This is a genomic window from Curvibacter microcysteis, from assembly GCF_028649455.1.
Classification (GTDB): domain Bacteria; phylum Pseudomonadota; class Gammaproteobacteria; order Burkholderiales; family Burkholderiaceae_C; genus Curvibacter; species Curvibacter microcysteis.
In genome coordinates, this window is sequence record NZ_JAQSIO010000004.1 from 306,258 (window position 1) to 332,332 (window position 26,075).

Here is a 26,075-nt window from a genome sequence, read left to right on the forward strand (position 1 = left end):
GCAACCCATTTCGTCAACTGATCGACTCCAAGCACAATGTCTGATTCCAAAGAAAACCAACAGCAAGCCATGGCCGGCGGACCGATGAGCCCCGAAGAACTGGAAGCGGCCCAGGCCGCCAACGACGCTGAAGCCCTGGCCCAAGCCCAGGCCGAACTCGCCGCCCTGAAGGCCAAGAGCGCCGACTTGGCTGACCAGTTCCTGCGCGCCAAGGCCGAAGCGGAGAACGCCCGCCGCCGCGCCGAAGACGAAGTTTCCAAGGCACGCAAGTTCGGCATCGAGAGTTTTGCCGAAAGCCTGTTGCCCGTGGCCGACAGCCTGGAAGCGGGCCTGGCGATCAAAGACGCCACGCCCGAGCAAATCCGCGAAGGCGCTGAAGCCACACTGCGCCAACTGAGCGCGGCCCTGGAGCGCAACAAAGTGCTGGCCATCAACCCGCCCGCTGGCAGCAAGTTTGACCCGCACCTGCACCAGGCCATCAGCATGGTGCCCGCCGACCAAGAGGCCAACACCGTGGTCAGCGTGCTGCAAAAAGGCTACTCCATCGCCGACCGCACGCTGCGTCCGGCCCTGGTGACGGTGGCCGCCCCCAAATAAAAATGAGCTCACGGACCCTTGCCAGGGCTTGAAACCCAGCAAGTTATCCACACCTCATCAACAGATTCAATTCACATCCAAGCCGCGGGTCCAGCCTGCTGGCAAGCCAAAATACAGGAGTAAATCATGGGAAAAATCATCGGTATCGACTTGGGCACCACCAACAGCTGCGTGTCCATCATGGAAGGCAACACCACAAAGGTGATCGAAAACTCGGAAGGTGCCCGCACCACGCCGTCGATCGTGGCCTACCAAGAAGACGGTGAAGTGCTGGTCGGCGCCTCGGCCAAGCGCCAGGCCGTGACCAACCCCAAGAACACGCTGTACGCTATCAAGCGCCTGATCGGTCGCAAGTTCACCGAAAAAGAAGTGCAAAAGGACATCAACCTGATGCCCTACTCCATCGTGGCCGCCGACAACGGCGACGCCTGGGTGGAAGTGCGCGGCAAGCAGATTTCCGCCCAACAAGTGTCGGCCGACATCCTGCGCAAGATGAAGAAGACCGCCGAGGACTACCTGGGCGAAGCCGTGACCGAAGCCGTGATCACCGTACCGGCCTACTTCAACGACGCCCAGCGCCAAGCCACCAAGGACGCTGGCCGCATTGCCGGCCTGGACGTGAAGCGCATCATCAACGAGCCGACCGCAGCCGCACTGGCCTTCGGCCTGGACAAGACCGAAAAGGGCGACCGCAAGATCGCCGTGTATGACCTGGGCGGCGGTACCTTCGACGTCTCGATCATCGAAATTGCCGACGTCGACGGCGAGAAGCAATTCGAAGTGCTGTCCACCAACGGCGACACCTTCCTGGGTGGCGAAGACTTCGACCAACGCATCATTGACTACATCATCACCGAGTTCAAGAAAGAACAAGGCGTTGACCTGTCCAAGGACGTGCTGGCCCTGCAACGCCTGAAGGAAGCCGCCGAAAAGGCCAAGATCGAGCTGTCGTCCTCGGCCGCCACCGACCTGAACCTGCCCTACATCACCGCCGACGCTTCGGGCCCCAAGCACCTGAGCATCAAGCTGACCCGCGCCAAGCTGGAGCAACTGGTTGAAGAACTGATCGAGCGCACCATCGCCCCTTGCCGCATGGCCATCAAGGACGCTGGCGTGTCGGTCGGTGAGATCGACGACGTGATCCTGGTCGGCGGCATGACCCGCATGCCCAAGGTGCAAGAGAAGGTCAAGGAATTCTTCGGCAAGGACCCGCGCAAGGACGTGAACCCCGATGAAGCCGTGGCCGTCGGCGCCGCCATCCAAGGCCAAGTGCTGTCGGGCGACCGCAAGGACGTGCTGCTGCTGGACGTCACCCCCCTGTCCCTGGGCATCGAAACCCTGGGCGGCGTGATGACCAAGATGATCCAGAAGAACACCACCATCCCGACCAAGTTTGCCCAGACCTACTCCACCGCCGACGACAACCAGCCGGCCGTGACCATCAAGGTCTTCCAAGGTGAACGCGAAATGGCCTCGGGCAACAAGCTGCTGGGCGAGTTCAACCTCGAAGGCATCCCGCCCGCACCGCGTGGCGTGCCCCAGATCGAAGTGTCTTTCGACATCGACGCCAACGGCATCCTGCACGTCGGCGCCAAGGACAAGGGCACGGGCAAGGAAAACAAGATCACCATCAAGGCCAACTCCGGCCTGTCGGAAGAAGAAATCCAAAAGATGGTGAAGGACGCCGAACTCAACGCGGCCGACGACAAGAAAAAGCTCGAACTGGTGCAAGCCCGCAACCAGGCCGAAGCCACCGTGCACAGCGTCAAGAAGAGCCTGGGCGAGCATGGCGACAAGCTCGACGCCGGTGACAAGGACAAGATCGAAGCCGCCATCAAGGACCTGGAAGAAGCCCTCAAGGGTGACGACAAGGCCGCGATCGACGACAAGAGCAACGCCCTGATGACCGCCAGCCAAAAGCTGGGCGAAAAGGTCTACGCCGCTGAACAAGCCGCTCAAGCCGCTGCCGCAGGTGGCGCCGAAGCTGCTGGCGCCGCTGGCGCGGAATCTGCTTCCAAGCCCGCTGACGACAACGTGGTGGACGCCGAAGTCAAGGAAGTGAAGAAGGGCTGATCGCCCCTCGCCTTTCTGCATGGCCCGCCGCGCTGTGCCCCTTCCGGGGCCCTGCGCGGCGTTTGTGTTGAAACCGGCTCGGAAAACCAATGGCTAAACGAGACTTTTACGAAATCCTGGGCGTCGGCAAGACGGCCTCGGATGAAGAAATCAAAAAGGCTTATCGCAAGCTCGCGATGAAGCACCACCCTGACCGCAACCAGGGTGATGCAGCCAAAGCTGCCGAGGAGAAATTCAAGGAAGCCAAGGAAGCCTACGAAATGCTCAGCGACCCGCAAAAGCGGGCCGCTTATGACCAGCACGGCCACGCCGGCGTGGACCCGAACATGCGCGGCCCCGGCGGCGAAGCCTATGGCGGCTTTGCCGAGGCCTTCGGCGACATCTTTGGCGACATGTTCGGCCAGCAACGCGGTGGTGGCCGCGCCGGGGGCCGCCAGGTCTACCGTGGCGGCGACCTGAGCTACGCCATGGAAGTCACCCTGGAAGAAGCGGCACGCGGCAAGGATGCCCAAATCCGCATCCCCAGCTGGGACAGCTGCGACACCTGCCACGGCTCGGGCGCCAAGCCCGGCACCAGCGCCAAGACCTGCGGCACCTGCAACGGCCAAGGCAGCGTGCAAATGCGCCAGGGCTTTTTCAGCGTGCAGCAAACCTGCCCGACCTGCCGCGGCAGTGGCAAGGTCATTCCTGAACCTTGCACGGTCTGCCACGGCCAAGGCAAGATCAAGAAGCAAAAGACGCTGGAAGTCAAAATCCCTGCCGGCATTGACGACGGCATGCGCATCCGCAGCGTGGGCAATGGCGAACCCGGCACCAATGGCGGACCGCCGGGCGACCTGTACATCGAAATCCGCCTGAAGAAGCATGACATCTTCGAGCGGGACGGCGACGACCTGCACTGCTCGGTGCCGGTGAGCTTCATCACCGCCGCCCTGGGTGGCGAGATCGAAGTGCCGACCCTGCAAGGCAAGGCCGCCATCGACATCCCCGAAGGCACCCAGGCCGGCAAGCAGTTCCGACTGCGCGGCAAGGGCATCAAGGGCGTGCGCGCCAGCTACCCTGGCGACCTCTACTGCCACATCGCGGTCGAAACGCCGGTCAAGCTGACCGAGCACCAGCGCAAGCTGCTGCGCGAACTCGAAGAGTCGCTCAAAAAAGGCGGCGGTAAACATTCGCCCAGCGGCGACAGCTGGACCGATCGCCTGAAGAATTTCTTCAGCTGATCACCGCGCCGAGCCGCCACCCCCAAGCCCGCCTTGCGCGGGCTTTTTCACGCCTGCCGCCCGGCTTTTGCCGCCCGCTGCGGAGATGGCAAAGAAGGCAGCCATCGTCGATGGAGAATTCAGAAGGCCAAAAACCCAGAGAAAATAGATAATTCATCTTCAACCGAGATGAATCAAAGCCCCCCATGAAAAGCTCAGAGCGCAACTTTGCCCGCCGGATCGACCTCACCTCGCTGCAACTCTTTGTCGCCGTGTGCGAGCTGGGCAGCATCGGCAAGGCGGCCGAGCGCGAGTTCATTGCCGCCTCGGCGGTGAGCAAACGCCTGAGCGACCTGGAGGCCACGGTCGACACCCAGCTGCTGTACCGCCACAGCCGGGGCGTGCGCCTGACGCCCGCCGGCGAGAGCCTGCTGCACCATGCCCGCACCGTGCTGTATGGCCTGGAAAAAATGCAGGGCGAGCTCAGCGAGTACGCCGATGGCGTGCGCGGCCATGTGCGCATCCACGCCAACATCTCGGCCATCGTGCAATTCTTGCCCGAAGACCTGGGCGCCTTCACGCGCGAGCACGAGCAGATCAAGATCGACCTGGAAGAACACCTCAGCCCCGACGTGATGCAGGCCGTCAGCGAGGGTGCCGCCGACCTGGGGATCTGCCATGTGCGCGACAGCGCCAGCATCGGCACCCCCTTGCAGACCTTGCCCTACCGTGAAGACCGCCTGGTGCTGGTACTGCCGCACGAGCACCCGCTGGCCGGCCAGACCGAAGCCAGTTTTGCCGATGTGCTGGACCACGACATCGTGGGCTTGCACGCCAACAGCAGCATCAGCCTGGCCATGCAGCAGGCCGCAGCGGCGGCCGGCCGGCCCCTCAAGCTGCGCATCCAAGTCACCGGCCTGGACGCCATGTACCGCATGATCGATAACGGCCTGGGCGTGGGCGTGCTGCCCGACCGCGCCTTCGCATTGATGCAGGGCGTGGGCCAGTTGCAAGCCGTGCGCCTGACGGACGAGTGGGCACACCGTGAACTGCGCATCGTGGCGCGCGACTTCCAAGCCCTGCCCATGACGGCCCGCCTGTTGGCCGAGCACCTGCGCGCCAGCCAGCCACCGCGCCAGCCCGAGCCCCTGCAGCGCGCCACGGCCATCACCGACACCGCCGCGGCCAGTGCACCGCCCAACGTGGCCCCCAACAACGCCCCGGCCAGGGCGCAGGCCCTGCCCGCCTAAAATTCAATTCCTCACGAAAGACCAGAGAAAACACCATGGGACGCACCCTTTACGACAAGATCTGGGACGAACACGTCGTTCACACCGAAGAAGACGGCACGTCCATCCTCTACATCGACCGCCACCTGGTGCACGAAGTCACCAGCCCGCAAGCCTTTGAAGGCCTGCGCGAGGCCGGCCGCAAGGTCTGGCGCGTGAGCTCCATCGTCGCCACCGCCGACCACAACACCCCGACCACGGGCTGGGAGCTGGGCTACGACGGCATCACCGACCCCATCAGCAAAGAACAGATCACCACGCTGGACAGCAACATCAAGGAATTCGGCGCGGCCGCCTTCTTCCCCTTCATGTCCAAGCGCCAAGGCATCGTGCACGTCATCGGCCCGGAAAACGGCGCCACCCTGCCCGGCATGACCGTGGTCTGCGGTGACTCGCACACCTCCACCCACGGCGCTTTCGGCGCACTGGCCCACGGCATCGGCACCAGCGAAGTCGAGCACGTCATGGCCACGCAAACCCTGCTGGCCAAAAAGGCCAAGAACCTGCTGATCAAGGTCGAAGGCACGGTCGCCAAGGGCGTCACGGCCAAGGACATCGTGCTGGCCATCATTGGCAAGATCGGTACCGCGGGCGGCACCGGCTACACCATCGAATTCGCCGGCTCGGCCATCCGCGCCCTGTCCATGGAAGGCCGCATGACGGTCTGCAACATGGCCATCGAAGGCGGCGCCCGCGCCGGCCTGGTGGCCGTGGATGACAAGACCATCGAGTACGTGAAGGGCCGCCCCCTGGCGCCGACCGGCGTCGAGCTGGAACAAGCCATCGCTTATTGGAAGACCCTGCACTCGGACGCGGATGCCGTGTTCGATGCCGTGGTCGAACTGGACGCTGCAGAGATCGTGCCGCAAGTCACCTGGGGCACCTCGCCCGAAATGGTGCTGGGCATTGACGCCCGTGTGCCAGATCCCGACAAGGAAAAGGACGCCAACAAGCGCGGCGCCATCGAACGCGCCCTGACCTACATGAACCTCGAACCCGGCAAGGCCCTGAACGACATCTTCGTCGACAAGGTGTTCATTGGTTCCTGCACCAACAGCCGCATCGAAGACATGCGCGAGGCCGCAGCCGTGGTCAAGCGCCTGGGCCAGAAAGTGGCCAAGAACATCAAGGTGGCGATGGTCGTGCCGGGCTCGGGCCTGGTCAAGGAACAGGCCGAACGCGAAGGCCTGGACCAGATCTTCAAGGCCGCCGGCTTTGAATGGCGCGAACCCGGCTGCTCGATGTGCCTGGCCATGAACGCCGATCGCCTGGAACCCGGCGAACGCTGCGCCTCCACCAGCAACCGCAACTTTGAAGGCCGCCAAGGCGCCGGGGGCCGCACCCACCTGGTCAGCCCGGCCATGGCCGCCGCTGCGGCGGTGCACGGCCACTTTGTCGACGTCCGTCAATTCGCCTGAAGGAGCCCGCCATGAACCGCCTCACCACCGTCCTGACCCTCACCGCCCTGGTTGCCCTGATGGGTTGCAACACCGTCAAGGGCCTGGGCACCGACGTCCAAAAAGCCGGCACGGCGATTGAAAACGCGGCCAAGAAGTAAGAGAAGAACACCATGCAGAAATTCACCGTGCACAAGGGCCTGGTGGCCCCGATGGACCGCGAGAACGTCGACACCGACGCCATCATTCCCAAGCAGTTCCTGAAGTCGATCCGCAAGACCGGCTTCGGCCCCAACCTGTTTGACGAATGGCGTTACCTGGACCACGGCGAGCCGGGTCAGGACCCGGCCAGCCGCAAACCCAACCCCGACTTCGTGCTCAACCAGCCGCGCTACCAAGGCGCCTCCATCCTGCTGGCGCGCAAGAACTTTGGCTGCGGCTCCTCGCGCGAACACGCCCCCTGGGCGCTGGACCAGTTTGGCTTCCGCTCGATCATTGCGCCCAGCTTTGCCGACATCTTCTTCAACAACAGCTTCAAGAACGGCCTGTTGCCCATCCAGCTGCCCGAGGCCACCGTGGCCCAGCTGTTCGACGAAGTGCTGGCCTTCCCGGGCTACCAGCTCACGGTGGACCTGGAGCGCCAGGTCATCGTGCGCCCGCAAGGCGAGGAAATCCCCTTCGAGGTCAACGCCTTCCGCAAGTACTGCCTGCTCAACGGTTTTGACGACATTGGCCTGACCCTGCGCCAGTCCGACAAGATCAAGGCCTTCGAAGCCGAACGCCTGGCCAAGAAGCCCTGGCTGGCCCAGACCATGGTCGGCTGAGCTGCCCTCCCCCTGTTCTGTTTTCGCTGTTTTGTTTATCGGCTGGCACCGCCAGCCCTTTGAAAGTGCTCTCTCATGAAAATCGCCATCCTGCCCGGTGACGGCATCGGCACCGAAATCGTGGCCGAAGCGGTCAAGGTCCTGAACGTTCTGGACCTGAAGTTTGAAACCGAAACCGCCCTCGTCGGCGGCGCGGCCTACGAAGCCCATGGCCACCCGCTGCCCGAGTCGACCCTGAAGCTGGCCAAAGAATCTGACGCCATCCTGTTCGGCGCCGTCGGCGACTGGAAATACGACAAACTCGACCGCCCGCTGCGCCCCGAGCAAGCCATCCTGGGCCTGCGCAAGAACCTGGGTCTGTTCGCCAATTTCCGTCCCGCCATTTGCTACGAGCAACTGGTGGGCGCCTCCAGCCTGAAGCCCGAGCTGATCGCTGGCCTGGACATCCTGATCATCCGCGAGCTGACTGGCGACATCTACTTCGGTCAACCGCGCGGCCGCCGCACCGCCGTTGATGGCCACTTCCCAGGCGCCGAAGAAGCCTTCGACACCATGCGCTATTCGCGCCCCGAGGTGGAGCGCATCGCCCACGTGGCCTTCCAGGCCGCCCGCAAGCGCAGCAAGCGCGTGACCAGCGTGGACAAGGCCAACGTGCTCGAGACCTTCCAATTCTGGAAGGACATCATGATCGAAGTGGGCCAGCAGTACCCCGACGTCGAACTCGACCACATGTACGTGGACAACGCGGCCATGCAACTGGTCAAGGCGCCCAAGAAGTTCGACGTGGTCGTGACCGGCAACATGTTCGGCGACATCCTGTCTGACGAGGCAGCGATGCTGACCGGCTCCATCGGCATGCTGCCTTCGGCCAGCCTGAATTCGAGCAACCAAGGCCTGTACGAACCGAGCCATGGCAGCGCCCCCGACATCGCCGGCAAGGGCATCGCCAATCCTTTGGCTACAATACTGTCCGCTGCCATGATGCTCCGCTTCTCCCTCAACCAAGCCGAAGCCGCCGACCGAATCGAGTCTGCGGTGCAATCGGTGCTGGCTGCTGGCCTCAGAACCGTTGACATCTACTCGGAAGGCACCACCAAGGTCAGCACCCGCGAGATGGGTGATGCCGTGGTGGCTGCCATTACCAAGACGACCATTAAAGGCTAAGCAGTAGCCCGGTTCGTCACGCCCTCCCCGGCCCGACGAGCCGGGGACAAGAAGATTTCGTTTTTCTGAAAGGGCAATGTGATGAAGGTAGGTAATCTCGTAGGTTTGGTGGGTTGGCGCGGCATGGTCGGCTCGGTGCTGATCGACCGCATGACGGCGGAAGGCGACTTCGGCCTGATCGAACCCATTTTCTTTTCGACTTCCAACGCTGGCGGCCAAGCCCCGGCGCAAGCGAAGAACGAAACCGTCCTGCAGGACGCCTACAACATCGACGCGCTCAAGCGCTGCGACATCATCCTCACCGCCCAAGGCGGTGACTACACCACCGAAGTCTTCCCCAAGCTGCGCGCTGCGGGCTGGAACGGCCACTGGATCGATGCCGCCTCCACCCTGCGCATGAAGGACGATGCGGTCATCATCCTGGACCCGGTCAACCTGCCGGTGATCAAGGACGCCTTGGCCAAGGGCGGCAACAACTGGGTCGGTGGCAACTGCACCGTGAGCTGCATGCTGATGGGCGTGGGCGCGCTGTACAAGGCCGGTCTGGTCGAGTGGATGTCCACCCAGACCTACCAAGCCGCATCGGGTGGCGGCGCCCAGCACATGCGCGAACTGCTGACCCAGTTCGGCACCCTGAACGCCGAAGTCAAGCACCTGCTCGACGACCCCAAGAGCGCCATCCTGGAAATCGATCGCCAGATCATCGCCAAGCAACGCAGCTTGAGCGCCTCGGAAACCGCCAACTTTGGCGTCCCCCTGGGCGGCTCGCTGATCCCCTGGATCGACAAGGACCTGGGCAACGGCGTCAGCCGTGAAGAGTGGAAGGGCATGGCCGAGACCAACAAGATCCTGGGCATTGGCGAAGGCTTCAGCGCCCCGGCCATCCCGGTCGACGGTTTCTGCGTGCGCGTGGGCGCGATGCGCTGCCACAGCCAAGCCCTGACCTTCAAGCTCAAGAAGGATGTGCCCGTGGCCGACATCGAAGCCATGATCGCCGCCGACAACCCTTGGGCCAAGGTCGTTCCCAACACCCGCGAAGCCACCATCCAGGACCTGACCCCGGTGGCCGTGACCGGCACCCTGACCATCCCGGTCGGCCGCGTGCGCAAGCTCGCCATGGGCCCAGAGTACGTGGGTGCGTTCACCATCGGTGACCAGCTGCTGTGGGGCGCGGCCGAACCGCTGCGCCGCATGCTGCGCATCCTGCTCGACGCCTAAGAAGCGCTGTTACAAGACGGGCGCTTGGGGCGGCTGGACGTTGTGATTTGACAACGTCCAGCCGTTTCGTTCTGGCTCGTGCATCGCCGCGAAGCAGCTAAGAGGCCACCTCAGCTTGTCTGAATAAGGCCTTGATGCTATGGTGCTTTTTCATTATTTGAGTCCGGGCCAAGTTACACATGTGGAATAGAGACCTGACGTTCGACCTGCACCCGGGCATCCAAGCATGAAACCATCTGCATCAACGAACCGGTGGAAGAGCACCGCACTGGCCGCCCTGCTGGCCAGCACAGCAGGGCTGTGGGGTGCAGACGCTCACGCCCTGGCCCTGGGCCGGCTGACGGTCCAATCCGCCCTGGGCGAACCACTGCGGGCCGAAATCGACCTGCCCGACATCACCCCCGCCGAGTTCGACAGCCTGCGCGCCACTCCCGCGTCGCCGGCCAGTTTCCGCACGGCGGGCTTTGAATACAACAGCGCCCTGTCAGGCCTGAACATCGATGTGGTGCGCCGCGCTGACGGCCGTGCCGTGCTGCAAATCAAGAGTGACCGCATCGTCAGCGACCCCTTTGTCGACCTGATTCTGGAGGCCAATTGGTCCTCGGGACGCATCGTCCGCGACTACACCTTGCTGTTCGACCCGCCCTCGGCGCGTCAGACACCGCCCCCCGTGAACCCGGCCCAAAGCGCTGCAGCGCCGTCCAGCCCCAGTGCAGCGGTGCGCTCCGCCCCCCCCGTGGTGTTGGCCCCGCCCCCTGCAGCGGCAGCCACGCCGGCACCGGTGCGACCGGTGGTCAAGGCCCCCACGGTAGCCACGCCCACGCCCGCGCCAGCGCCGAGTGGCAACACGGTGGTGGTCAAACAAGGCGACACCGCAGGCCGCATTGCCGCCCAAGTGAAGCCCAATCAGGTCTCTTTGGACCAGATGCTGGTGGCGCTGATGCGCGCCAACCCCGATGCCTTCCTGCGCGGCAACGTGAACCGGCTCAAAGCGGGCGCCGTGCTGGACATCCCCGAAGCATCCGTCGCGGAAGCCGTGCCCGCCGCCGAGGCACGCCAGCTGATCCAGGCCCAAAGCCGAGACTTCAACGACTTCCGGCGCAAGCTGGCCACCCAAGCCCCCTCGGTCGAGGTGGCGCCGGCTGAGCGCAGCGCCAGCGGCAAGGTGCAAACCCAGGTTGACGAGAAGAAATCCAATGCAGCGGCCCCTGACAAACTGACCCTGTCCAAGGGCGCACTGGCCGACAAGAAGGACAGCGCTGCAGCCGAGCAGAAGATCGCCGAGGACAAGCAGGCCAAAGCCCAGTCCGAGCGACTGGCTGAGCTCAACAAGAACCTCAGCGATCTGAACAAGATCAGCAGCAGCGTCACCCCGACCATCGCGGCGGCCAGCACGCCCAAGGCGACCGACACGCCCAGCACCGCCACGCCCCCCGCGGCCGCTGTCGAGGCCCCCAGCGCACCCGCCAGTGCGCCCGAAGCCACGCCCAGTGTGGTCGTGCCCGTGGCAGCACCCGTGGTGGAGCCCGCGCCGCCCAAGGCCCCACCCGCGCCCGCGACACCCACCACCGCAGAGCCCGAGGCCGAAACCAGCGTGCTCAGCTACCTGGGCGAAGACCCCCTCGTGCCCATGGCGGCCGGCGGCGGCATCCTGGCCTTGCTCGCGGGCCTGGGTCTGTACCGCTGGCTCAAGCGCCGCCGTGCTGGCCATGTGGACAGCTCCTTCCTGGAAAGCCGCCTCCAGCCCGATTCATTCTTCGGTGCCAGCGGCGGCCAGCGCGTGGACACCCGTGACTCCACCACCGGCTCGTCCTCGATGGCCTACTCGCCCAGCCAGCTCGATGCCGGTGACGTGGACCCTGTGGCAGAAGCCGACGTCTACCTGGCTTACGGCCGCGACCTGCAGGCCGAGGAAATCCTCAAGGAAGCCCTCAAGACCAACCCGACCCGCGCGGCCATCCATGCCAAGCTGGCCGAAATCTACGCCAAGCGCCGCGACCTGGTGGCCTTCAACGCCTTGGCGCTGGAAGCCTACAAAATCACCCAGGGCCAAGGGCCGGAATGGGACCGCATCCGTGATCTGGGCCGTGAACTGGACCCCAGCAACACCCTGTTCTCCGATGGGGAACCCGCTCCCGTCGCGCTTGAAGAATCGCACTCGATCCCCTTCAGTTCGCCCACCATGCCCTCCCCGGTCTCAGGCGACTTGGACCTGGACCTCGACCTGGACCTGCCGCTGGACGACGACCCGCCCAGCGCCTCGCCGCCGCCGCCCCCGAATGACCCCTTTGGTGATTTGAGCCTGGACCTCGAACCGCCTGCACCAAGCTTCGCCGACAGCCTGAACCAGGCCACCCAGGCCGCGGCCCTGGAGGCTCAACCTGCGCTGGAAAGCCCGGGCATCGACCTCACCGAAGAGCTGGACTTCCCCAGCAGCAATGCCACGGAACCGGCTCGCTTGGTGCCTGAACCCGAGGCCCCGGCCACCGATGCCGGCATGATCGAATTCGACCTGGATTCGCTGTCGCTGGAGCTGGAAAACTCCACCCCAGCCCAGGAGCCGCCCGCCGCGGCCGAAGCCACCCCCGAGGCCCCGACGCTCGATGACTTCGACGACGACCAGGACCTGCAGCCGGAAGATCCGCTGGCCACCAAGCTGGCGCTGGCTGAAGAATTCAACGCCATTGGCGACGCCGATGGTGCCCGCGCCCTGGTCGAGGAAGTCATTGCCGAAGCCACGGGCAGCCTGAAGACCAAAGCCGAGCGTCTGCTCGAGCAACTGGCTTGAAAGGGCCCTGGACCGAGCTCCGCCCCCCCGTGCGGATGGCCCTCGGCGTCAGTTACCGGGGCAGCGCTTACGCGGGCTGGCAAAGCCAGGCCACCGTGCCGACCGTGCAGGACGCGCTGGAAAAAGCGCTGTCCAAGTTCGTCGACCAGCCCATCAGCACCTTGTGCGCGGGCCGCACCGACACGGGCGTGCACGGCCTGATGCAGGTCGTGCACTTTGACACCTACGCGCAACGCCCCGATGCCTCCTGGGTGCGCGGCACCAATGCTTTTTTGCCGCGTGACATCGCCGTGCAATGGGCGCGTCAGGTGCCACAGGCCTTCCATTCGCGCGCCTGTGCATTGCGCCGGCGCTATGTGTATGTGCTGCTGCAGTCGCCGGTGCGTCCCAGTTTGGAGGCCCAGTCCGTGGGCTGGGTGTTTCGCAAGCTCAACCACCAGGCCATGCAAGAAGCCGCAGCCCTGTTGATTGGCGAGCATGACTTCAGCTCCTTCCGGGCCTCGGCTTGCCAAGCGCTGACACCCGTCAAGACGCTGTACCAAATTCAAATTCACCGCCGGCCTGCGCGGCCCAAGTACGACGCGCAAGACGACACCGCCCACCAATTCGAGGCCTGCTACTGGCGTTTTGAATTCGAGGGCAATGCCTTCTTGCACCACATGATCCGCAACATCATGGGCTGCCTCTTGCAAGTGGGCCAGGGCCTCAAGCCGCCCCATTGGATGGCCGACGTGCTGGCCGCACGTTCGCGCGACGCGGCCGCGCCCACTTTTGCCCCCGATGGCCTGTACTTCTCCGGCCCGGTCTATGGCCCAGAATGGGGCCTGCCTGAACGCACCCCCGCTTTTGACTGGCTGCCATGACCACGCTCCCCGCCCCTACCCTGCCCCGCACCCGCATCAAAATCTGCGGCCTGACCCGTGAAGAAGACCTGGACGCCGTCGTCGCCAGCGGTGCCGACGCGGTGGGCTTTGTGCTCTATCCCCCCAGCCCGCGCTACGTCAGCCCCGCACGCGCGGCTGAATTGGCCCGCCGCCTGCCGGCCTTTGTCAGCCCGGTGCTGCTGTTCGTGAACAGCCCCGCCGCCGAGGTTGAGGCCGCCTGCGCGCAGGTGCCGGGTGCGGTGATCCAATTCCACGGTGACGAAAGCCCAGCCCAATGCGCGCAAACTGCCGCTTTGGGTCAACGCCCTTGGCTGCGGGCCGCCCGAATTCCCCTCGGTTCGGATGCCCCGGCCTTTGACCTCGTAAAATACGCAGCTGATTACAAGGAAGCCCGCGCCATCCTGCTAGACGCCCATGTGGACGGCTACGGAGGCGGCGGCAAAACATTCAATTGGTCACTCCTGCCTCCAAGCGTCAACTCTCACCTCGTTTTGTCTGGTGGACTCACGCCTGCAAACGTGACCGATGGCATTTTGCAAGTGCGGCCCCGGGGCTGGTCCCTGGCCGTTGACGTGAGCTCGGGGGTCGAGGTGTCCAAGGGCATCAAGTCTCCCGAAAAGATCTTCCAGTTCGTCGCCGCCGTGCGTGCCGCGGACGAACAGCTTGCTAAGGCTTCTTCCCATGTTCAGTTACCAACAACCTGACCCCAGCGGTCACTTCGGCATTTACGGCGGCAGTTTTGCCAGCGAAACCCTGACCCATGCGCTGGTCGAGTTGCGCGAGGCGTATGCCAAATACCAGCACGACCCGGCCTTCCAAGAAGAATTCCGCTATGAGCTGGCCCACTTCGTGGGTCGCCCCTCACCGGTCTACCACGCGGCCCGCATGAGCCGTGAAATGGGCGGCGCGCAGATCTTCTTGAAGCGCGAGGACCTCAACCACACCGGTGCCCACAAGGTCAACAACACCATCGGCCAGGCCATGTTGGCCAAACGCATGGGCAAGCCCCGTGTGATCGCCGAAACCGGCGCTGGCCAGCACGGCGTGGCCACGGCCACGATCTGCGCACGCTATGGCCTGGAATGCGTGGTGTACATGGGCAGCGAAGACGTCAAGCGCCAAAGCCCCAACGTCTACCGCATGCACCTGTTGGGCGCCAAGGTGGTGCCGGTGGATTCGGGCAGCAAGACGCTCAAAGACGCGCTCAACGAAGCCATGCGCGACTGGGTCACCAACGTCGAAAACACCTTCTACATCATCGGCACCGTGGCGGGCCCACACCCGTATCCGATGATGGTGCGCGACTTCCAGAGCGTGATCGGCGAAGAGTGCCTGACCCAAATGCCCTCGCTGTTCAAAGAACTGCACATGGCGGCGGAGCAGCCCGACGCGGTGATCGCCTGTGTGGGCGGTGGCAGCAATGCCATGGGCATCTTCCACCCCTACATCCCGCACGAGAAGACCCGCCTGATCGGCGTCGAAGCTGCGGGCGAAGGCCTGGACAGCGGCAAGCACTCGGCTTCGCTGCAGAAAGGCAGCCCGGGTGTGCTGCACGGCAACCGCACCTACATCCTGCAAAACGAGCACGGCCAGATCACCGAGACGCACAGCGTCAGCGCCGGCCTGGACTACCCCGGTGTGGGCCCCGAGCACGCCTACCTGAAGGACATTGGCCGCGCCGAGTACGTGGGCGTGACCGACAGCGAAGCCCTGCAGGCCTTCCACTACCTGTGCCGCACCGAAGGCATCATCCCTGCGCTCGAATCGAGCCATGCTGTGGCCTACGCCATGAAGCTGGCCAAGACCATGCGGGCGGATCAGTCGATCCTGGTCAACCTCTCGGGCCGTGGCGACAAGGACATCGGCACCGTGGCCGACCTGAGCCAAGCTGAATTCTTCTGCCGCCCCAGCTGCCGCGGCCAATCCGTCAAAGGCGCCGAACACGCCATGCAGGTGATCCGATGAGCCGCATTCAATCCACCCTGGCTGCCCTGCAAGCACGCGGCCACAAGGCCTTGATTCCTTACGTCACGGCCGGCTTTCCGCAGGCCGACATCACGCCCGACCTGATGCACACCATGGTGGCCTCGGGCGCGGACATCATCGAGCTGGGGGTCCCGTTTTCGGACCCCATGGCCGATGGTCCGGTGATCCAGCGTGCGGGCGAAAAAGCCCTGACCTACGGCATTAGCACCTCGCATGTGCTGGCCATGGTCAAGACCTTCCGCGAACGCGACAACAACACCCCCGTGGTGCTGATGGGCTACGCCAACCCGGTCGAATGCTATGACCTGAAGCATGGCGCCAACGCCTTCATCCGCGATGCCGCGGCGGCGGGCGTGGACGGTGTGCTGATCGTCGACTACCCGCCTGAGGAATGCCGTGATTTCGCGGCCCGCCTCAAGGACGCAGGCCTGGACCTGATCTTCCTGCTGGCCCCCACCAGCACGGACGAGCGCATTGCCCAAGTGGCCGAAGTGGCCACCGGCTACGTTTACTACGTTTCGCTCAAGGGCGTGACGGGTGCAGGCCACCTGGACACCGACGCAGTCGAGGCCGCGCTGCCCCGCATCCGCCGGCATGTCAAAATCCCGGTGGGCGTGGGCTTCGGCATCCGCGATGCCCAAACCGCTGTGGCCGTGTCCCGCGTCGCTGACGCGGTGGTCATTGGCAGCAAGATCATCCAGCTGATCGAAGATCTCCCGCGCGAACAAGCGCTGGCCGCCTGCGGCGCTTTCCTGAGCGAGATCCGATCGGCATTGAACCAAAGCCAGGCCTGACCCGGCCTGGCACCAAGGAGAAAAGCATGAGCTGGCTCGAAAAACTGCTTCCGGCAAAGATCCAACACACCGACCCCAGCGAGCGCCGCAGCGTGCCCGAAGGCCTGTGGATCAAATGCCCCAGCTGTGAGAACGTTCTCTACAAAACCGATCTGGAGCACAACCAGAACGTCTGCCCCACCTGCGGCCACCACCACCGCATCGGGGCCCGAGCCCGCTTGAATGCCTTCCTGGACGCCGAAGGCCGCTACGAAATCGGCCAGGAAGTCATCCCGGTCGACGCCCTGAAGTTCAAGGACAGCCGCAAGTACCCCGAGCGCCTCAAAGAAGCGCTTGAGAACACCGGCGAGACCGATGCCCTGGTCGTCATGGGCGGTGCTGTGCACAGCATCAACCTGGTGGCCGCCTGCTTTGAGTTCGATTTCATGGGGGGGTCGATGGGCTCCGTGGTCGGCGAGCGCTTTGTGCGCGGCGTCGAAAACGCCATTGAGCAAAAAGTGCCTTTTGTCTGCTTCACCGCCACCGGCGGCGCGCGCATGCAAGAAGGCCTGCTGTCCCTGATGCAGATGGCCAAGACCAATGCGGCCCTGACCCGCCTGGCCAAGAAGGGCCTGCCCTACATCAGCGTGCTGACCGATCCGACCATGGGCGGCGTCAGCGCGGGCTTTGCCTTCGTGGGTGACATCGTGATCGCTGAACCCAAGGCCTTGATTGGCTTTGCGGGCCCGCGCGTGATCGAATCCACCGTGCGCGTGACGCTGCCGGAGGGTTTCCAACGCGCCGAGTTCCTGCAAACCAAGGGGGCCGTCGACTTCATTTGCGACCGCCGTGAGCTGCGCAAGACCGTGGCCAGCGCCCTGGCCATGCTGCAGCGCCAGCCCGCTGACGCCGTGCTCTGAAGCAACAGAGCCCCACAACAAAGGCCTTTCGGGGCCTTTTCTTTTGGGCGTCACGGCCCCAGCAGTGACCTCCCCACGGGGCCCCCACCATGACACCCACTCAGCCCAACGCATGCGCGGACGCCGCGCCGCTCGCCCCCACTTTTTGGCAAGCACTGCGGTACTGGCTCAAGCTGGGCTGCGTCAGCTTTGGCGGGCCGGCCGGACAGATCGCGCTGATGCATGAGGAACTGGTGGAGCGGCGGCGCTGGATCTCAGAGAAGCGCTTCCTGCATGCCCTCAACTACTGCATGTTGCTGCCCGGCCCCGAGGCGCAGCAACTGGCCACCTACATGGGCTGGCTGCTGCACAAGCGTTGGGGCGGGCTGGTCGCGGGCGGCCTGTTCGTGCTGCCCTCCTTGCTGCTGCTGATCGTGTTGTCGGCGCTGTACATGCGCTTTGGTGACCTGCCTGCGGTCAGTGGGCTGCTGTACGGCATCAAGCCTGCGGTGATCGCCATCGTGCTGGCAGCCGCCTGGCGCATCGGCAGCCGCACCCTGAAGAACCGCCTGCTGCAAGGCATGGCAGTGCTGGCCTTTGTGGCGATTTTTGCACTGCAAGTGCCCTTCCCGGCCATCGTGCTGGTGGCCGCCGCGCTCGGTTGGCTGGGGGGCCGCTACGCACCGGGCGCCTTTGCCGTGGGCGGCGGACATGGCAGCGCCGCCAAGGCGCCGCCACGACGCGCACTGATCGATGACGACACGCCCACACCGCCCCACGCACGCTTCGGTTGGGCCGGCTTTGGCCGGGTGTTGCTGGCGGGGCTGGCCTTGTGGAGCCTGGGCCTGGGCGCCTTGGTCGCGCTGCTGGGCTGGGAGGCCACGCTGACCCAAATGGGCTGGTTTTTCACCAAGGCGGCCTGGCTGACTTTTGGTGGCGCTTACGCGGTGCTGCCCTATGTGTTCCAGGGGGCGGTGGAGCACTACCAATGGCTGTCGCCGGCCCAAATGATGGACGGCCTGGCCCTCGGTGAAAGCACCCCAGGACCGCTGATCATCGTGGTGTCCTACGTCGGCTTTGTCGGGGCCTGGAACCAGGCGCTGTATGGCCCCGAGGCTTTGCTGCTGGCCGGGGTGGCCGGGGCTTGCGTGGTGACCTTTTTCACCTTCCTGCCCTCTTTCATCTTCATCTTCCTGGGCGGACCGTTCATTGAATCCACCCACGGCAAGCTGGGCTTCACCGCACCCCTGACCGGCATCACGGCGGCGGTGGTGGGGGTGATCCTGAACCTGGCCTTGTTCTTTGCCTGGCATGCCCTCTGGCCTCAGGGCTGGGCGGGACCCTTCGAGTGGCCTGCCGCCTTGATCGCGGTGCTGGCACTGGTGGCCCTGGTGCGACTCAAAAGCCATGTGATGGCCGTGGTGGCCGGCGCAGCACTGGCCGGCTTGGCCGTCTGGGCGCTGCGCTGAAGCGCCCCAGGGGTGTCAGAACCCCGGGCCTTGAAACCCCATCAACACCGCGCTCTGCACATTGGCCAAGACCATCAAACCAATATTGAGCGCCACCAGCAAGGCCAGCGGCGCCAGGTCCACCCCACCCACCAGCGGAATCAAGCGCCGGAACGGCCGCAGCAAGGGGTCGCACAGACGCGCCAGCAGGTCGTACACCGGGCTGTGCGTCTGCACCCAGGACATGATGGAAAAAACAATCACCAGCCCGGTCAGCCCCGTCAGCGTCAGGCGCAGCAGGCCAAACAAGGCCAAGACCAGCACGCTCACGGGGCTGGTGTGCATGCCCAACAGCAGCCACAGCAGCAGGTACTGCAGCAGCTCGACCAAAAAGGCCCCCAGCACGCTGGACAGGTCCCAACGCCCCACGGCAGGCACCACCCGGCGCAGCGGCATCACCAGCCAGTCCGACAAGGCAAACACCAGTCGGCCAATGGGGTTGCCAAAGGGCACACGCTGGCGTTGCATGTAGCAGCGCAGCAAACAGGCGCCGCCCACCAGGCCGGCCAGGACGTCGAGCAAAAACGAGGCAATTTGGTAAAGCATGATCCGGGCACCCTCCATCGCGGCGAGCAGTGCCACGTCGGCGCCATTATCGGGCGGATGGCCCTGGCCACAGCCCAGCCCTGAGGCCTCTTCTGCGGACTTTCTGCGCCTCATCAGCACCGGGACGCCCCAGGGGCGCGGCAAAAAACTAAAATAGGCGGTTTGGCCACGCTGTGGCCCCACTTCCCGGACCTTTCCAGAGCCGGTCACCGACCCTTTTGCCCATGTCTGACAACCAACACGCCACGCCAGCCCACGCAGCCTCCGCCCAGGACGACAACCAGTTGATCGCCGAACGCCGCGAAAAGCTCAAAGCGCTGCGCGAAGCCCAGGCACGCGGCGAAGGCGTGGCCTTCCCGAACGACTTCAAGCCCGGCCACCACGCCGATGCCCTGCACGCCGCCTACGGCCACTCCGAGGCCGAAGGCCTGGAAGCCCAACCCGTCACCGTCAGCGTGGCCGGCCGCATGATGCTCAAGCGCGTCATGGGCAAGGCCAGCTTTGCCACCGTGCAAGACAGCACTGGCCGCATCCAGCTCTACGTGACGCGCGACGCCATGGGCGACGAGGCCTATGCCGCTTTCAAGCACTGGGACCTGGGTGACATCGTGGGCGCTGTGGGCACGCTGTTCAAGACCAAGACGGGCGAGTTGTCGATCAAGATCACGCAGCTGCGCCTGCTGACCAAGAGCCTGCGCCCGCTGCCGGACAAGTTCCACGGCATGAGCGACCAGGAACAAAAGTACCGCCAACGCTACGTCGACCTGATCACCGACGAACACGCCCGCAAGCGTTTTGCAGCGCGCAGCAAGGCGGTCAGCGGCATCCGTGAATTCATGGTGCAGCACGGCTTCCTGGAAGTCGAAACCCCCATGTTGCACCCCATCCCGGGCGGCGCCAATGCCAAGCCGTTTGTGACCCACCACAACGCGCTGGACCAAGAGATGTACCTGCGCATCGCGCCGGAGCTCTACCTCAAGCGCCTGGTGGTCGGTGGCTTCGAGCGCGTGTTCGAAATCAACCGCAATTTCCGCAACGAAGGCATCTCGGTGCGCCACAACCCCGAGTTCACGATGATGGAGTTCTATGCGGCCTACTGGAACTACCAGGACCTCATGGGCTTCACCGAAGCCCTCATCCGCGACGCTGCCCAAAAGGCCGTGGGCACGCTGCAGCTGACCTACCAAGGCAAGCCGGTGGACCTGGCCCAGCCCTTCGAGCACCTGACCATCCGCGAAGCCATCATCAAGCACACGGCGGACGCTCAAGTGGACGACGCGGCCTGGCTGATCCAGAACCTCAAGAAGCTGGGCATGAACGAGGAGAAGAACAAGCTCTCCACGCGCAGCCTGGCCAGCCTGCAGGTGCTGTTCTTTGAAGAAACCGTGGAAGAAAAGCTGTGGCAGCCCACCTTCATCATGGAGCACCCGACCGAAATCTCCCCGCTGGCCCGCGCCAACGACGCCCGCCCCGAAGTGACAGAGCGCTTTGAGCTCTACATCACCGGCCGCGAATTCGGCAACGGCTTCTCCGAGCTGAACGACGCCGAAGAGCAAGCTGCGCGCTTCCACGCCCAGGTGGCCGCCAAGGACAGCGGCGACGACGAAGCCATGTTCTACGACCACGACTTCGTTCGCGCCCTGGAATACGGCCTGCCGCCCACCGGTGGCTGCGGCATCGGCATCGACCGTTTCATGATGCTGCTGACCGACAGCCCCAGCATCCGCGACGTGATCTTGTTCCCGGCCTTGCGCCGCGAGGGCTGAGCCCCCAGCCCCCACACGAGCATGTCCGGTAAAAAAGACAGGCTCGTGTGAAAAGCACGGGGTTCACCTCGGAATTTGACGTGACAAGCCGGGAATTCAGCCTAGCATTGCGTTCTTTGAACGATTGCTTGAAGCGAGATCGACCATGCCCCTCTCCTACGGAAGCCCGTTCACCGTGCTGGTCGTGGATGACCAAGAAGCCATTCGCTCGGCCTTGACCCTGGAGTTGCGCCAAGTCGGTGTGCAAACCGTGTGGCAAGCCGGTTCGGCCGAAGAAGCGTTGGCGGTGTTTGCCAGCAAGCGCCCGGACCTGGTGCTGTTGGATATCCGCATGCCGGGCCACGATGGCTACTGGACGGCGCAAAAGATCCGCGATCTGGAACCGGGCAACTGGACGCCCATCATTTTTCTGTCCGGCATGGACCGCGACGAAGACCTTTGGCGCGGCATCGAAGCCGGCGGTGATGACTACCTGGTCAAACCCGTGACGCCGACCGTGCTGGCCGCCAAGCTGCGCGCCATGCAGCGCCTGCTGGGCATGCAGCGCCGCCTGGTGGCAGTGACCGAAGAGCTGAACCTGGCCAACCAAAAGCTCAACGAGCTGGTCGAGCGCGATCCCTTGACTGGCCTGGTGAACCGGCGCGGCCTAGACCGCTTGCTCTACACCGAGATCCGCCAGGCCAAACGCGACCACAAGCCACTGACCCTGATGCTGTGCGACATTGATCACTTCAAGCGCTACAACGACAGCCTGGGCCACGTGGAAGGCGATGTGTGCCTGCAAAAAATCTCGTCGATGCTGAACCATATCTGCAAGCGCCCCTCCGACGTGGCCGCCCGCTACGGCGGCGAGGAGTTTGCGCTGATCCTGCCCGACACGCCCAAATCCGGCGCGATGACGTTCGCGCGCGCCCTGACCCAAATGCTGCGCAGCCTCGATCTGGCGCACCCGGATTCACCCACCGCCCCCTTGGTGACACTGTCTGGCGGCATCACCACCTGCCTGCCCGATGAGGGCACCAGCCCGGAGACCATGATCATGCGGGCCGACGAGGCGCTCTACGCCGCCAAGGCCCAGGGCCGCAACCGCTTTTTCAGCTTCGAGTTCCAGCTCGACAGCATCGAGCAACTGCAAGGCTGAGGCCCAGCGGCCGGGCTGGCAGAGGCGCCCTGTGCGTTTCAGTCGGTGAAGCGGGCACGGACCTGGCCCAGCACACCGAAATCGGCCAGCACTTCGTCGCCAGCCACAATCTCCAGCGGCGGCATGCACGTGCCGGTGGTGACGAATTGCCCCGCCGCCAGGGGCACCCCCAGGCTGGACAGCTCTTGCACCAACCAAGTCAGGGCACGCCGAGGGTCGCCCAGCACATTGGCCCCCAGGCCCGCGCGTTCATAACGGCGTGACGCGCCCACCACCTGTGCCTGCACCGCGTGCTGAGACAGGTCCAGGGCGCGCCAATCGGCGCTCACCTGCGGGCCCAGGACAAACTCATGGGCGCAGGCGTTGTCGGCAATGAGCTTCGCTTCACCCGCGTGCACAAAGTCAGCCCAGCGCGAGTTGGGCACTTCCAGGCCCAGGAACAAGGCGTCCACTGCGGCCATCACCTCGTCTTGGGCATAGGCCGTCGCCCGCGGGGGCAAGTCCCCCCCCAGGCGGAAGACAAACTCAGGCTCGGCCACGGCCATGCGGTTCGCCTGCATCGACAGGCTGGCGCCGTCCGGGTGAACCCGCTCGGCGAGCAAGCGTCCCGCCATAGGGCCGCTGACACCAATGTGGCGCTGGCCGGCCTCGCTGGTCGCAGCGATCTTCCAGCCTGCAACAGACTTCGGGCTGGCCTGCCGCGCCAAAGCAGCCTGCACGGCATAGCCCTGCACGCGGTCGACCGGAGCACCCGAAGCCTGAAGCTCAGCAGGCCAGGCCATCAGCGGCTGACCGCTGTGCCAATGGGCCAGCAAAACCTGGGCGGCTTGTTCGCTGCGGACAGAACTGGGCATGGGGCACCTCCAAAAATCAAGGACCTTTGACGGGAGCGCCGGCGCAGCCCCCAAAAACAAGGCTCAGGGCAGCAAGGCCAGGGCCTGCTGGTAAGCGGGCTGCAACATCAGCTCGTCCCAGGTTTGCGGCAGGGTTTGCGGCAGCAGCGCCAGGCGACGCGATTCACTGTCCAGGCTGGGCTGCCATTGACCGGCGGCGCGCGTGGCCTCCAGGCCCGCCAGGAGCTCGTCAACGGCCTCGCCTTGGCCCAGGCTCTGGTTGCACAGCAGCACCAGGTCACAGCCGGCATTCAAGGCCGCCACACCCGCCTCGGTGTAGCTGACCGCACGGCCGTCCAGGCGGCGCGCGCCTTCCATGCTGAGGTCATCGCTGAAGATGGCGCCGTCAAAGCGCAGTTGGCGGCGCAGGATGTCTTGCAGCCAGCGGCTGGAAAAGCCGGCCGGGCGCGCATCCACCTTGGGGTAGATGACGTGGGCCGGCATGACGCTGGTCAGCGTGCTGGACAACCAGGGGTAAGGCGCGGCGTCATCGGCCAGGATGGCCTTGAGACTGCGCTTGTCGACCGGGATCTCGGTGTGCGAATCGGCCTTCACAAAACCGTGGCCCGGGAAGTGTTTGCCGCAGTTGGCCATGCCGGCTTGCAGCAGGCCTTGCATCAGGCTCTTGGCCAGCAAGGTGACGATGCGCGGGTCGCGGTGGAAGGCACGGTCGCCAATCACGCCGCTCTCGCCCCAGTCCAGGTCCAGCACCGGGGTGAAGCTGAAATCCACGCCACAGGCGCGCAGCTCGCTGCCCAGGACATAACCGGCCGCCGTGGCCGCGTTGGTGGCCGCCATGGCCCCTGCGCCGGAGCCGCCCTTTCCGTCGTGCATCCACAGCTCGCCAAAGGCGCGCATGGGCGGCAGGTGGGTGAAACCATCGGTGCGAAAGCGCTGCACGCGGCCGCCTTCGTGGTCGACGCAGATCAGCAAATCGTCGCGCACCGACTTGATGGCGCTGGCCAGGGACAACAGTTGGGCCCGGTTCTGCCAGTTGCGCGCGAACAGGATCACCCCGCCGGTGAGCGGGTGGGCCAGGCGGCGGCGGTCGGCGGCGCTCAGTTCGGTGCCGGCCACATCGAGGATCAGGGGGGCGTGTTCAGTCATGGTCTGAAGAAAATTCGAGGTCAATGAAGAAGGTGCTGCACTCAGGACGCACTGGGCGACGACGCAGCGGGGTCATGCTCGACCACCACAAAGCTGGCGGCGTAGTCGGTCTCGTCGGTCACGGTGACATGGGCGCGCAGGCCCCGCGCTTCGAACCAGGTTTTCAGTTCGCCGTGCAGCACGATCACAGGCTGGCCGCTGGGCAGCTTGGCGATCTCACACGAGCGCCAGGTCATGGGCATGCGCATGCCCATGCCAATGGCCTTGCTGAAGGCTTCCTTGGCCGAAAACCGCGTGGCCAGGTAGCGCACGCCCCGCGCGGGCCAGCGCTCGGTGCGTTCACGCCAGGCCTGCAACTCGGCCACCGACAGCACGCGCTCGGCAAAGCGGTCGCCGTGCTGGGCCAGACTGGCCTCGATGCGGCGCACATCGCAAATGTCGGTTCCGATGCCGAAAATCATGGTTTGCCGGGCTCGACTCAGGCGGGCTGGGCCGCGCGGATGCAACGCAGATAGTCCGGCACCGTGGCGCTGTAGCCCAGCTCCAGCGCGTCGGCGATCAGAGCGTGGCCAATCGACACCTCTTGCACCCCAGGGACGCCGCGCAAGAAGGTGGTGAGGTTGTCGCGCGACAGGTCATGCCCAGCATTGATGCCCAAGCCCACCGCCAGCGCTGCTTTCGCGGTGGCCGCAAACTGGGCCAGCACGGCGGCTTCGTCGGGCGTGCCATGGGCGCGGGCCCAGGACTCGGTGTAGAGCTCCACGCGGTCGGCCCCCAGGGCGCGAGCCGCGGCCATGGCCTCGGGCACGGGGTCCATGAACAGGCTGACGCGCACGCCCAAGGCACGGGTCTCGGCGATCAGGGGGCGCAGTCGCTCGGCGTCCTGCGGAAAGGTCCACCCGTGGTCGCTGGTGAACTGGCCTTCGGTGTCGGGCACAAACGTGGCCTGGTGGGGGCGCAGGGTGCGAACAAAGTCCATCAGGTTGTGGAAGGGGTTGCCTTCGATGTTGAACTCGGCCTGCGGCCATTGCTTCAGCAACTCGGACAGCTCGTGCACATCACCGGCACGCACATGGCGCTCGTCTGGACGCGGGTGCACGGTGATGCCCGCTGCCCCGGCCTGCAGGCACTGGGTGGCCGCCCGACTGAGGCTGGGAATGCCCAGGTGGCGGGTGTTGCGCACCAGGGCCACCTTGTTGAGGTTGACCGACAGCGCGGTGAGCGGTGAGGTGGCGGAGGTCGCTTGGTTCATAGATTTTGCAGATCGATCATGAGTTGCCGCGTGCGCAGCGAACCGCAATGGTAGTGGAGCAAGGCGCGCAATTGCGGCTTGAGCTCAGCCGAGCGCTCGGCCGTGGCGACCAAGGTGGCGGCAAGCGGTGGTTCTTGCTCCAAAGCGGACTGCAAACTTTGCCACCAGATGCCAGGCAAGGCACCCCGGTCCTGGGCCCGGGCCTCGCGCAAACCACCTTCGGCGACCAGCACATAGTGCGCCTCGTCACGCAGAGGGGCCAAGGTGGCGGTCTGGGTGTTGAGCTCGGGCAGCAGGCCCACGTCGCGCAACAGCACCAGTTCGAAGGCCCGCAGCACGGGTTGCAAGGCCTCGCCATGCTCGGAGGCCAGCACACGCACCACGGCGGCGTAGGCATCGAACAAGCCAGGGTGGGGATCGTCGCGCGCCAGCAGGCGCATCAGCAGCTCGTTGAGGTAGTAGCCCGACAGCAGGGCGTCGCCCACAGGCATGATGTGCCCGCCCACCCAGTCAGCCCCCTTGAGGGTGTGGATTTCGGCGTTCTCGTCGGGCGACAGGCTGTAGTTCAGGCGCAGAGGCTGCAGCGGCAACAACACCGGTCGGAAGTTGGAGCTCGGGCGCTTGGCCCCTTTGGCCACCAGCGCCTGACGACCGTGGCGGCGTGTGAACACCTCCAGAATCAGACTGGATTCACTCCAGTCGTAGCGGTGCAGGACAAAGGCCGGTTCATCGGCAATGCGCTTGGTGGCCATGGTTCAGGCCACCTGC

The 26,075-nt window shown here is 64.8% G+C and carries 24 protein-coding genes; 18 read left to right on the top strand and 6 right to left on the bottom strand.

Translation table 11 applies throughout. From position 1 onward, the window contains the following. Positions 1-36 precede the first annotated feature (36 nt). From grpE to chrA, 16 genes are all read left to right on the top strand, one after another. Positions 37-597, top strand: coding sequence for a nucleotide exchange factor GrpE (gene grpE, locus PSQ39_RS12940; protein ID WP_273927222.1), 561 nt, complete (start codon positions 37-39; stop codon positions 595-597). Positions 598-723: 126 nt separating this feature from the next. Continuing rightward, entirely contained in the window at positions 724-2,670 is a 1,947-nt protein-coding gene (gene dnaK, locus PSQ39_RS12945) for a molecular chaperone DnaK (RefSeq protein ID WP_273927223.1), read from the top strand. Between the two features lie 89 nt (positions 2,671-2,759). After that, positions 2,760-3,893: a molecular chaperone DnaJ gene (gene dnaJ, locus PSQ39_RS12950; RefSeq protein ID WP_273927224.1), complete on the top strand. Its 1,134-nt coding sequence runs from the start codon at positions 2,760-2,762 to the stop codon at positions 3,891-3,893. A 185-nt stretch (positions 3,894-4,078) separates the two neighbouring features. Next, positions 4,079-5,122 (top strand): LysR family transcriptional regulator, encoded by a 1,044-nt coding sequence (locus tag PSQ39_RS12955; RefSeq protein ID WP_273927225.1) that lies wholly within the window; start codon positions 4,079-4,081, stop codon positions 5,120-5,122. A gap of 35 nt (positions 5,123-5,157) precedes the next feature. Beyond that, positions 5,158-6,579 carry a 3-isopropylmalate dehydratase large subunit gene (leuC, locus tag PSQ39_RS12960; RefSeq protein WP_273927226.1) on the top strand — a complete coding sequence of 474 codons (1,422 nt, stop codon included), beginning with the start codon at positions 5,158-5,160 and terminating at the stop codon, positions 6,577-6,579. An 11-nt stretch (positions 6,580-6,590) separates the two neighbouring features. Next, entirely contained in the window at positions 6,591-6,719 is a 129-nt protein-coding gene (locus PSQ39_RS12965) for an entericidin A/B family lipoprotein (protein WP_273927227.1), read from the top strand. 12 nt (positions 6,720-6,731) lie between these two features. Further along, positions 6,732-7,382 (top strand): 3-isopropylmalate dehydratase small subunit, encoded by a 651-nt coding sequence (leuD, locus tag PSQ39_RS12970; RefSeq protein WP_273927228.1) that lies wholly within the window; start codon positions 6,732-6,734, stop codon positions 7,380-7,382. Positions 7,383-7,457: 75 nt separating this feature from the next. Continuing rightward, on the top strand, positions 7,458-8,546 hold the full coding sequence (gene leuB / locus PSQ39_RS12975; protein ID WP_273927229.1) for a 3-isopropylmalate dehydrogenase: 1,089 nt from the start codon (positions 7,458-7,460) through the stop codon (positions 8,544-8,546). An 81-nt stretch (positions 8,547-8,627) separates the two neighbouring features. Next, positions 8,628-9,764 carry an aspartate-semialdehyde dehydrogenase gene (gene asd, locus PSQ39_RS12980; protein ID WP_273927230.1) on the top strand — a complete coding sequence of 379 codons (1,137 nt, stop codon included), beginning with the start codon at positions 8,628-8,630 and terminating at the stop codon, positions 9,762-9,764. Positions 9,765-9,990: 226 nt separating this feature from the next. Continuing rightward, a complete protein-coding gene (locus PSQ39_RS12985) occupies positions 9,991-12,552 on the top strand; it encodes a FimV/HubP family polar landmark protein (RefSeq protein WP_273927231.1) in 2,562 nt (853 codons plus the stop codon). A gap of 29 nt (positions 12,553-12,581) precedes the next feature. After that, positions 12,582-13,415: a tRNA pseudouridine(38-40) synthase TruA gene (gene truA / locus PSQ39_RS12990; protein ID WP_273927232.1), complete on the top strand. Its 834-nt coding sequence runs from the start codon at positions 12,582-12,584 to the stop codon at positions 13,413-13,415. Then, the gene (locus PSQ39_RS12995) at positions 13,412-14,140 is read left to right on the top strand and encodes a phosphoribosylanthranilate isomerase (RefSeq protein ID WP_273927233.1); all 729 of its coding nucleotides are present in this window, start codon (positions 13,412-13,414) and stop codon (positions 14,138-14,140) included. The genes truA and PSQ39_RS12995 overlap by 4 nt, the downstream gene beginning before the upstream one ends. After that, the gene (gene trpB, locus PSQ39_RS13000; protein ID WP_273927234.1) at positions 14,118-15,401 is read left to right on the top strand and encodes a tryptophan synthase subunit beta; all 1,284 of its coding nucleotides are present in this window, start codon (positions 14,118-14,120) and stop codon (positions 15,399-15,401) included. The genes PSQ39_RS12995 and trpB overlap by 23 nt, the downstream gene beginning before the upstream one ends. Next, positions 15,398-16,216, top strand: a complete 819-nt coding sequence (gene trpA / locus PSQ39_RS13005) for a tryptophan synthase subunit alpha (RefSeq protein ID WP_273927235.1) — start codon at positions 15,398-15,400, stop codon at positions 16,214-16,216. Before trpB ends, trpA begins: the two co-directional genes overlap by 4 nt. A 26-nt stretch (positions 16,217-16,242) precedes the next feature. Beyond that, positions 16,243-17,115: an acetyl-CoA carboxylase, carboxyltransferase subunit beta gene (gene accD / locus PSQ39_RS13010; RefSeq protein ID WP_273927236.1), complete on the top strand. Its 873-nt coding sequence runs from the start codon at positions 16,243-16,245 to the stop codon at positions 17,113-17,115. An 89-nt stretch (positions 17,116-17,204) separates the two neighbouring features. Beyond that, positions 17,205-18,563, top strand: a complete 1,359-nt coding sequence (gene chrA / locus PSQ39_RS13015) for a chromate efflux transporter (protein WP_273927237.1) — start codon at positions 17,205-17,207, stop codon at positions 18,561-18,563. Positions 18,564-18,578: 15 nt separating this feature from the next. Here the strand turns inward: chrA and PSQ39_RS13020 are convergent, their stop codons facing one another. Next, a complete protein-coding gene (locus PSQ39_RS13020) occupies positions 18,579-19,148 on the bottom strand; it encodes a YggT family protein (RefSeq protein ID WP_273927238.1) in 570 nt (189 codons plus the stop codon). A 224-nt stretch (positions 19,149-19,372) separates the two neighbouring features. Here PSQ39_RS13020 and lysS point away from each other — a divergent pair, with 224 nt between their 5' ends. Together lysS and PSQ39_RS13030 are read left to right on the top strand one after the other, a co-directional pair. Then, a complete protein-coding gene (gene lysS / locus PSQ39_RS13025) occupies positions 19,373-20,914 on the top strand; it encodes a lysine--tRNA ligase (protein WP_273927239.1) in 1,542 nt (513 codons plus the stop codon). Positions 20,915-21,059: 145 nt separating this feature from the next. Next, positions 21,060-22,055: a GGDEF domain-containing response regulator gene (locus PSQ39_RS13030; RefSeq protein WP_273927240.1), complete on the top strand. Its 996-nt coding sequence runs from the start codon at positions 21,060-21,062 to the stop codon at positions 22,053-22,055. A gap of 38 nt (positions 22,056-22,093) precedes the next feature. On the opposite strand, the gene PSQ39_RS13035 is transcribed toward PSQ39_RS13030, so the two are convergent. The 5 genes from PSQ39_RS13035 to recO all read right to left on the bottom strand — a co-directional run bounded on the left by PSQ39_RS13035 (position 22,094) and on the right by recO (position 26,059). Beyond that, positions 22,094-22,909, bottom strand: a complete 816-nt coding sequence (locus PSQ39_RS13035) for a 2-keto-4-pentenoate hydratase (RefSeq protein WP_273927241.1) — start codon at positions 22,907-22,909, stop codon at positions 22,094-22,096. A gap of 63 nt (positions 22,910-22,972) precedes the next feature. Next, positions 22,973-24,055, bottom strand: coding sequence for a beta-N-acetylhexosaminidase (gene nagZ, locus PSQ39_RS13040; RefSeq protein WP_273927242.1), 1,083 nt, complete (start codon positions 24,053-24,055; stop codon positions 22,973-22,975). A gap of 41 nt (positions 24,056-24,096) precedes the next feature. Continuing rightward, complete coding sequence (gene acpS / locus PSQ39_RS13045; RefSeq protein ID WP_273927243.1) at positions 24,097-24,516, bottom strand: holo-ACP synthase; 420 nt, start codon at positions 24,514-24,516, stop codon at positions 24,097-24,099. A 17-nt stretch (positions 24,517-24,533) separates the two neighbouring features. Further along, the gene (locus tag PSQ39_RS13050; RefSeq protein ID WP_273927244.1) at positions 24,534-25,307 is read right to left on the bottom strand and encodes a pyridoxine 5'-phosphate synthase; all 774 of its coding nucleotides are present in this window, start codon (positions 25,305-25,307) and stop codon (positions 24,534-24,536) included. Next, the gene (recO, locus tag PSQ39_RS13055; RefSeq protein WP_273927245.1) at positions 25,304-26,059 is read right to left on the bottom strand and encodes a DNA repair protein RecO; all 756 of its coding nucleotides are present in this window, start codon (positions 26,057-26,059) and stop codon (positions 25,304-25,306) included. Before recO ends, PSQ39_RS13050 begins: the two co-directional genes overlap by 4 nt. Positions 26,060-26,075: the final 16 nt, after the last annotated feature.

Coding starts and splice junctions, on each gene's coding strand:
- grpE (WP_273927222.1), top strand. CDS start 37: ATGTCTGATTCCAAAGAAAACCAACAGCAAGCCATGGCCGGCGGACCG.
- dnaK (WP_273927223.1), top strand. CDS start 724: ATGGGAAAAATCATCGGTATCGACTTGGGCACCACCAACAGCTGCGTG.
- dnaJ (WP_273927224.1), top strand. CDS start 2,760: ATGGCTAAACGAGACTTTTACGAAATCCTGGGCGTCGGCAAGACGGCC.
- PSQ39_RS12955 (WP_273927225.1), top strand. CDS start 4,079: ATGAAAAGCTCAGAGCGCAACTTTGCCCGCCGGATCGACCTCACCTCG.
- leuC (WP_273927226.1), top strand. CDS start 5,158: ATGGGACGCACCCTTTACGACAAGATCTGGGACGAACACGTCGTTCAC.
- PSQ39_RS12965 (WP_273927227.1), top strand. CDS start 6,591: ATGAACCGCCTCACCACCGTCCTGACCCTCACCGCCCTGGTTGCCCTG.
- leuD (WP_273927228.1), top strand. CDS start 6,732: ATGCAGAAATTCACCGTGCACAAGGGCCTGGTGGCCCCGATGGACCGC.
- leuB (WP_273927229.1), top strand. CDS start 7,458: ATGAAAATCGCCATCCTGCCCGGTGACGGCATCGGCACCGAAATCGTG.
- asd (WP_273927230.1), top strand. CDS start 8,628: ATGAAGGTAGGTAATCTCGTAGGTTTGGTGGGTTGGCGCGGCATGGTC.
- PSQ39_RS12985 (WP_273927231.1), top strand. CDS start 9,991: ATGAAACCATCTGCATCAACGAACCGGTGGAAGAGCACCGCACTGGCC.
- PSQ39_RS12995 (WP_273927233.1), top strand. CDS start 13,412: ATGACCACGCTCCCCGCCCCTACCCTGCCCCGCACCCGCATCAAAATC.
- trpB (WP_273927234.1), top strand. CDS start 14,118: ATGTTCAGTTACCAACAACCTGACCCCAGCGGTCACTTCGGCATTTAC.
- trpA (WP_273927235.1), top strand. CDS start 15,398: ATGAGCCGCATTCAATCCACCCTGGCTGCCCTGCAAGCACGCGGCCAC.
- accD (WP_273927236.1), top strand. CDS start 16,243: ATGAGCTGGCTCGAAAAACTGCTTCCGGCAAAGATCCAACACACCGAC.
- chrA (WP_273927237.1), top strand. CDS start 17,205: ATGACACCCACTCAGCCCAACGCATGCGCGGACGCCGCGCCGCTCGCC.
- PSQ39_RS13020 (WP_273927238.1), bottom strand. CDS start 19,148: ATGCTTTACCAAATTGCCTCGTTTTTGCTCGACGTCCTGGCCGGCCTG.
- lysS (WP_273927239.1), top strand. CDS start 19,373: ATGTCTGACAACCAACACGCCACGCCAGCCCACGCAGCCTCCGCCCAG.
- PSQ39_RS13030 (WP_273927240.1), top strand. CDS start 21,060: ATGCCCCTCTCCTACGGAAGCCCGTTCACCGTGCTGGTCGTGGATGAC.
- PSQ39_RS13035 (WP_273927241.1), bottom strand. CDS start 22,909: ATGCCCAGTTCTGTCCGCAGCGAACAAGCCGCCCAGGTTTTGCTGGCC.
- nagZ (WP_273927242.1), bottom strand. CDS start 24,055: ATGACTGAACACGCCCCCCTGATCCTCGATGTGGCCGGCACCGAACTG.
- acpS (WP_273927243.1), bottom strand. CDS start 24,516: ATGATTTTCGGCATCGGAACCGACATTTGCGATGTGCGCCGCATCGAG.
- PSQ39_RS13050 (WP_273927244.1), bottom strand. CDS start 25,307: ATGAACCAAGCGACCTCCGCCACCTCACCGCTCACCGCGCTGTCGGTC.
- recO (WP_273927245.1), bottom strand. CDS start 26,059: ATGGCCACCAAGCGCATTGCCGATGAACCGGCCTTTGTCCTGCACCGC.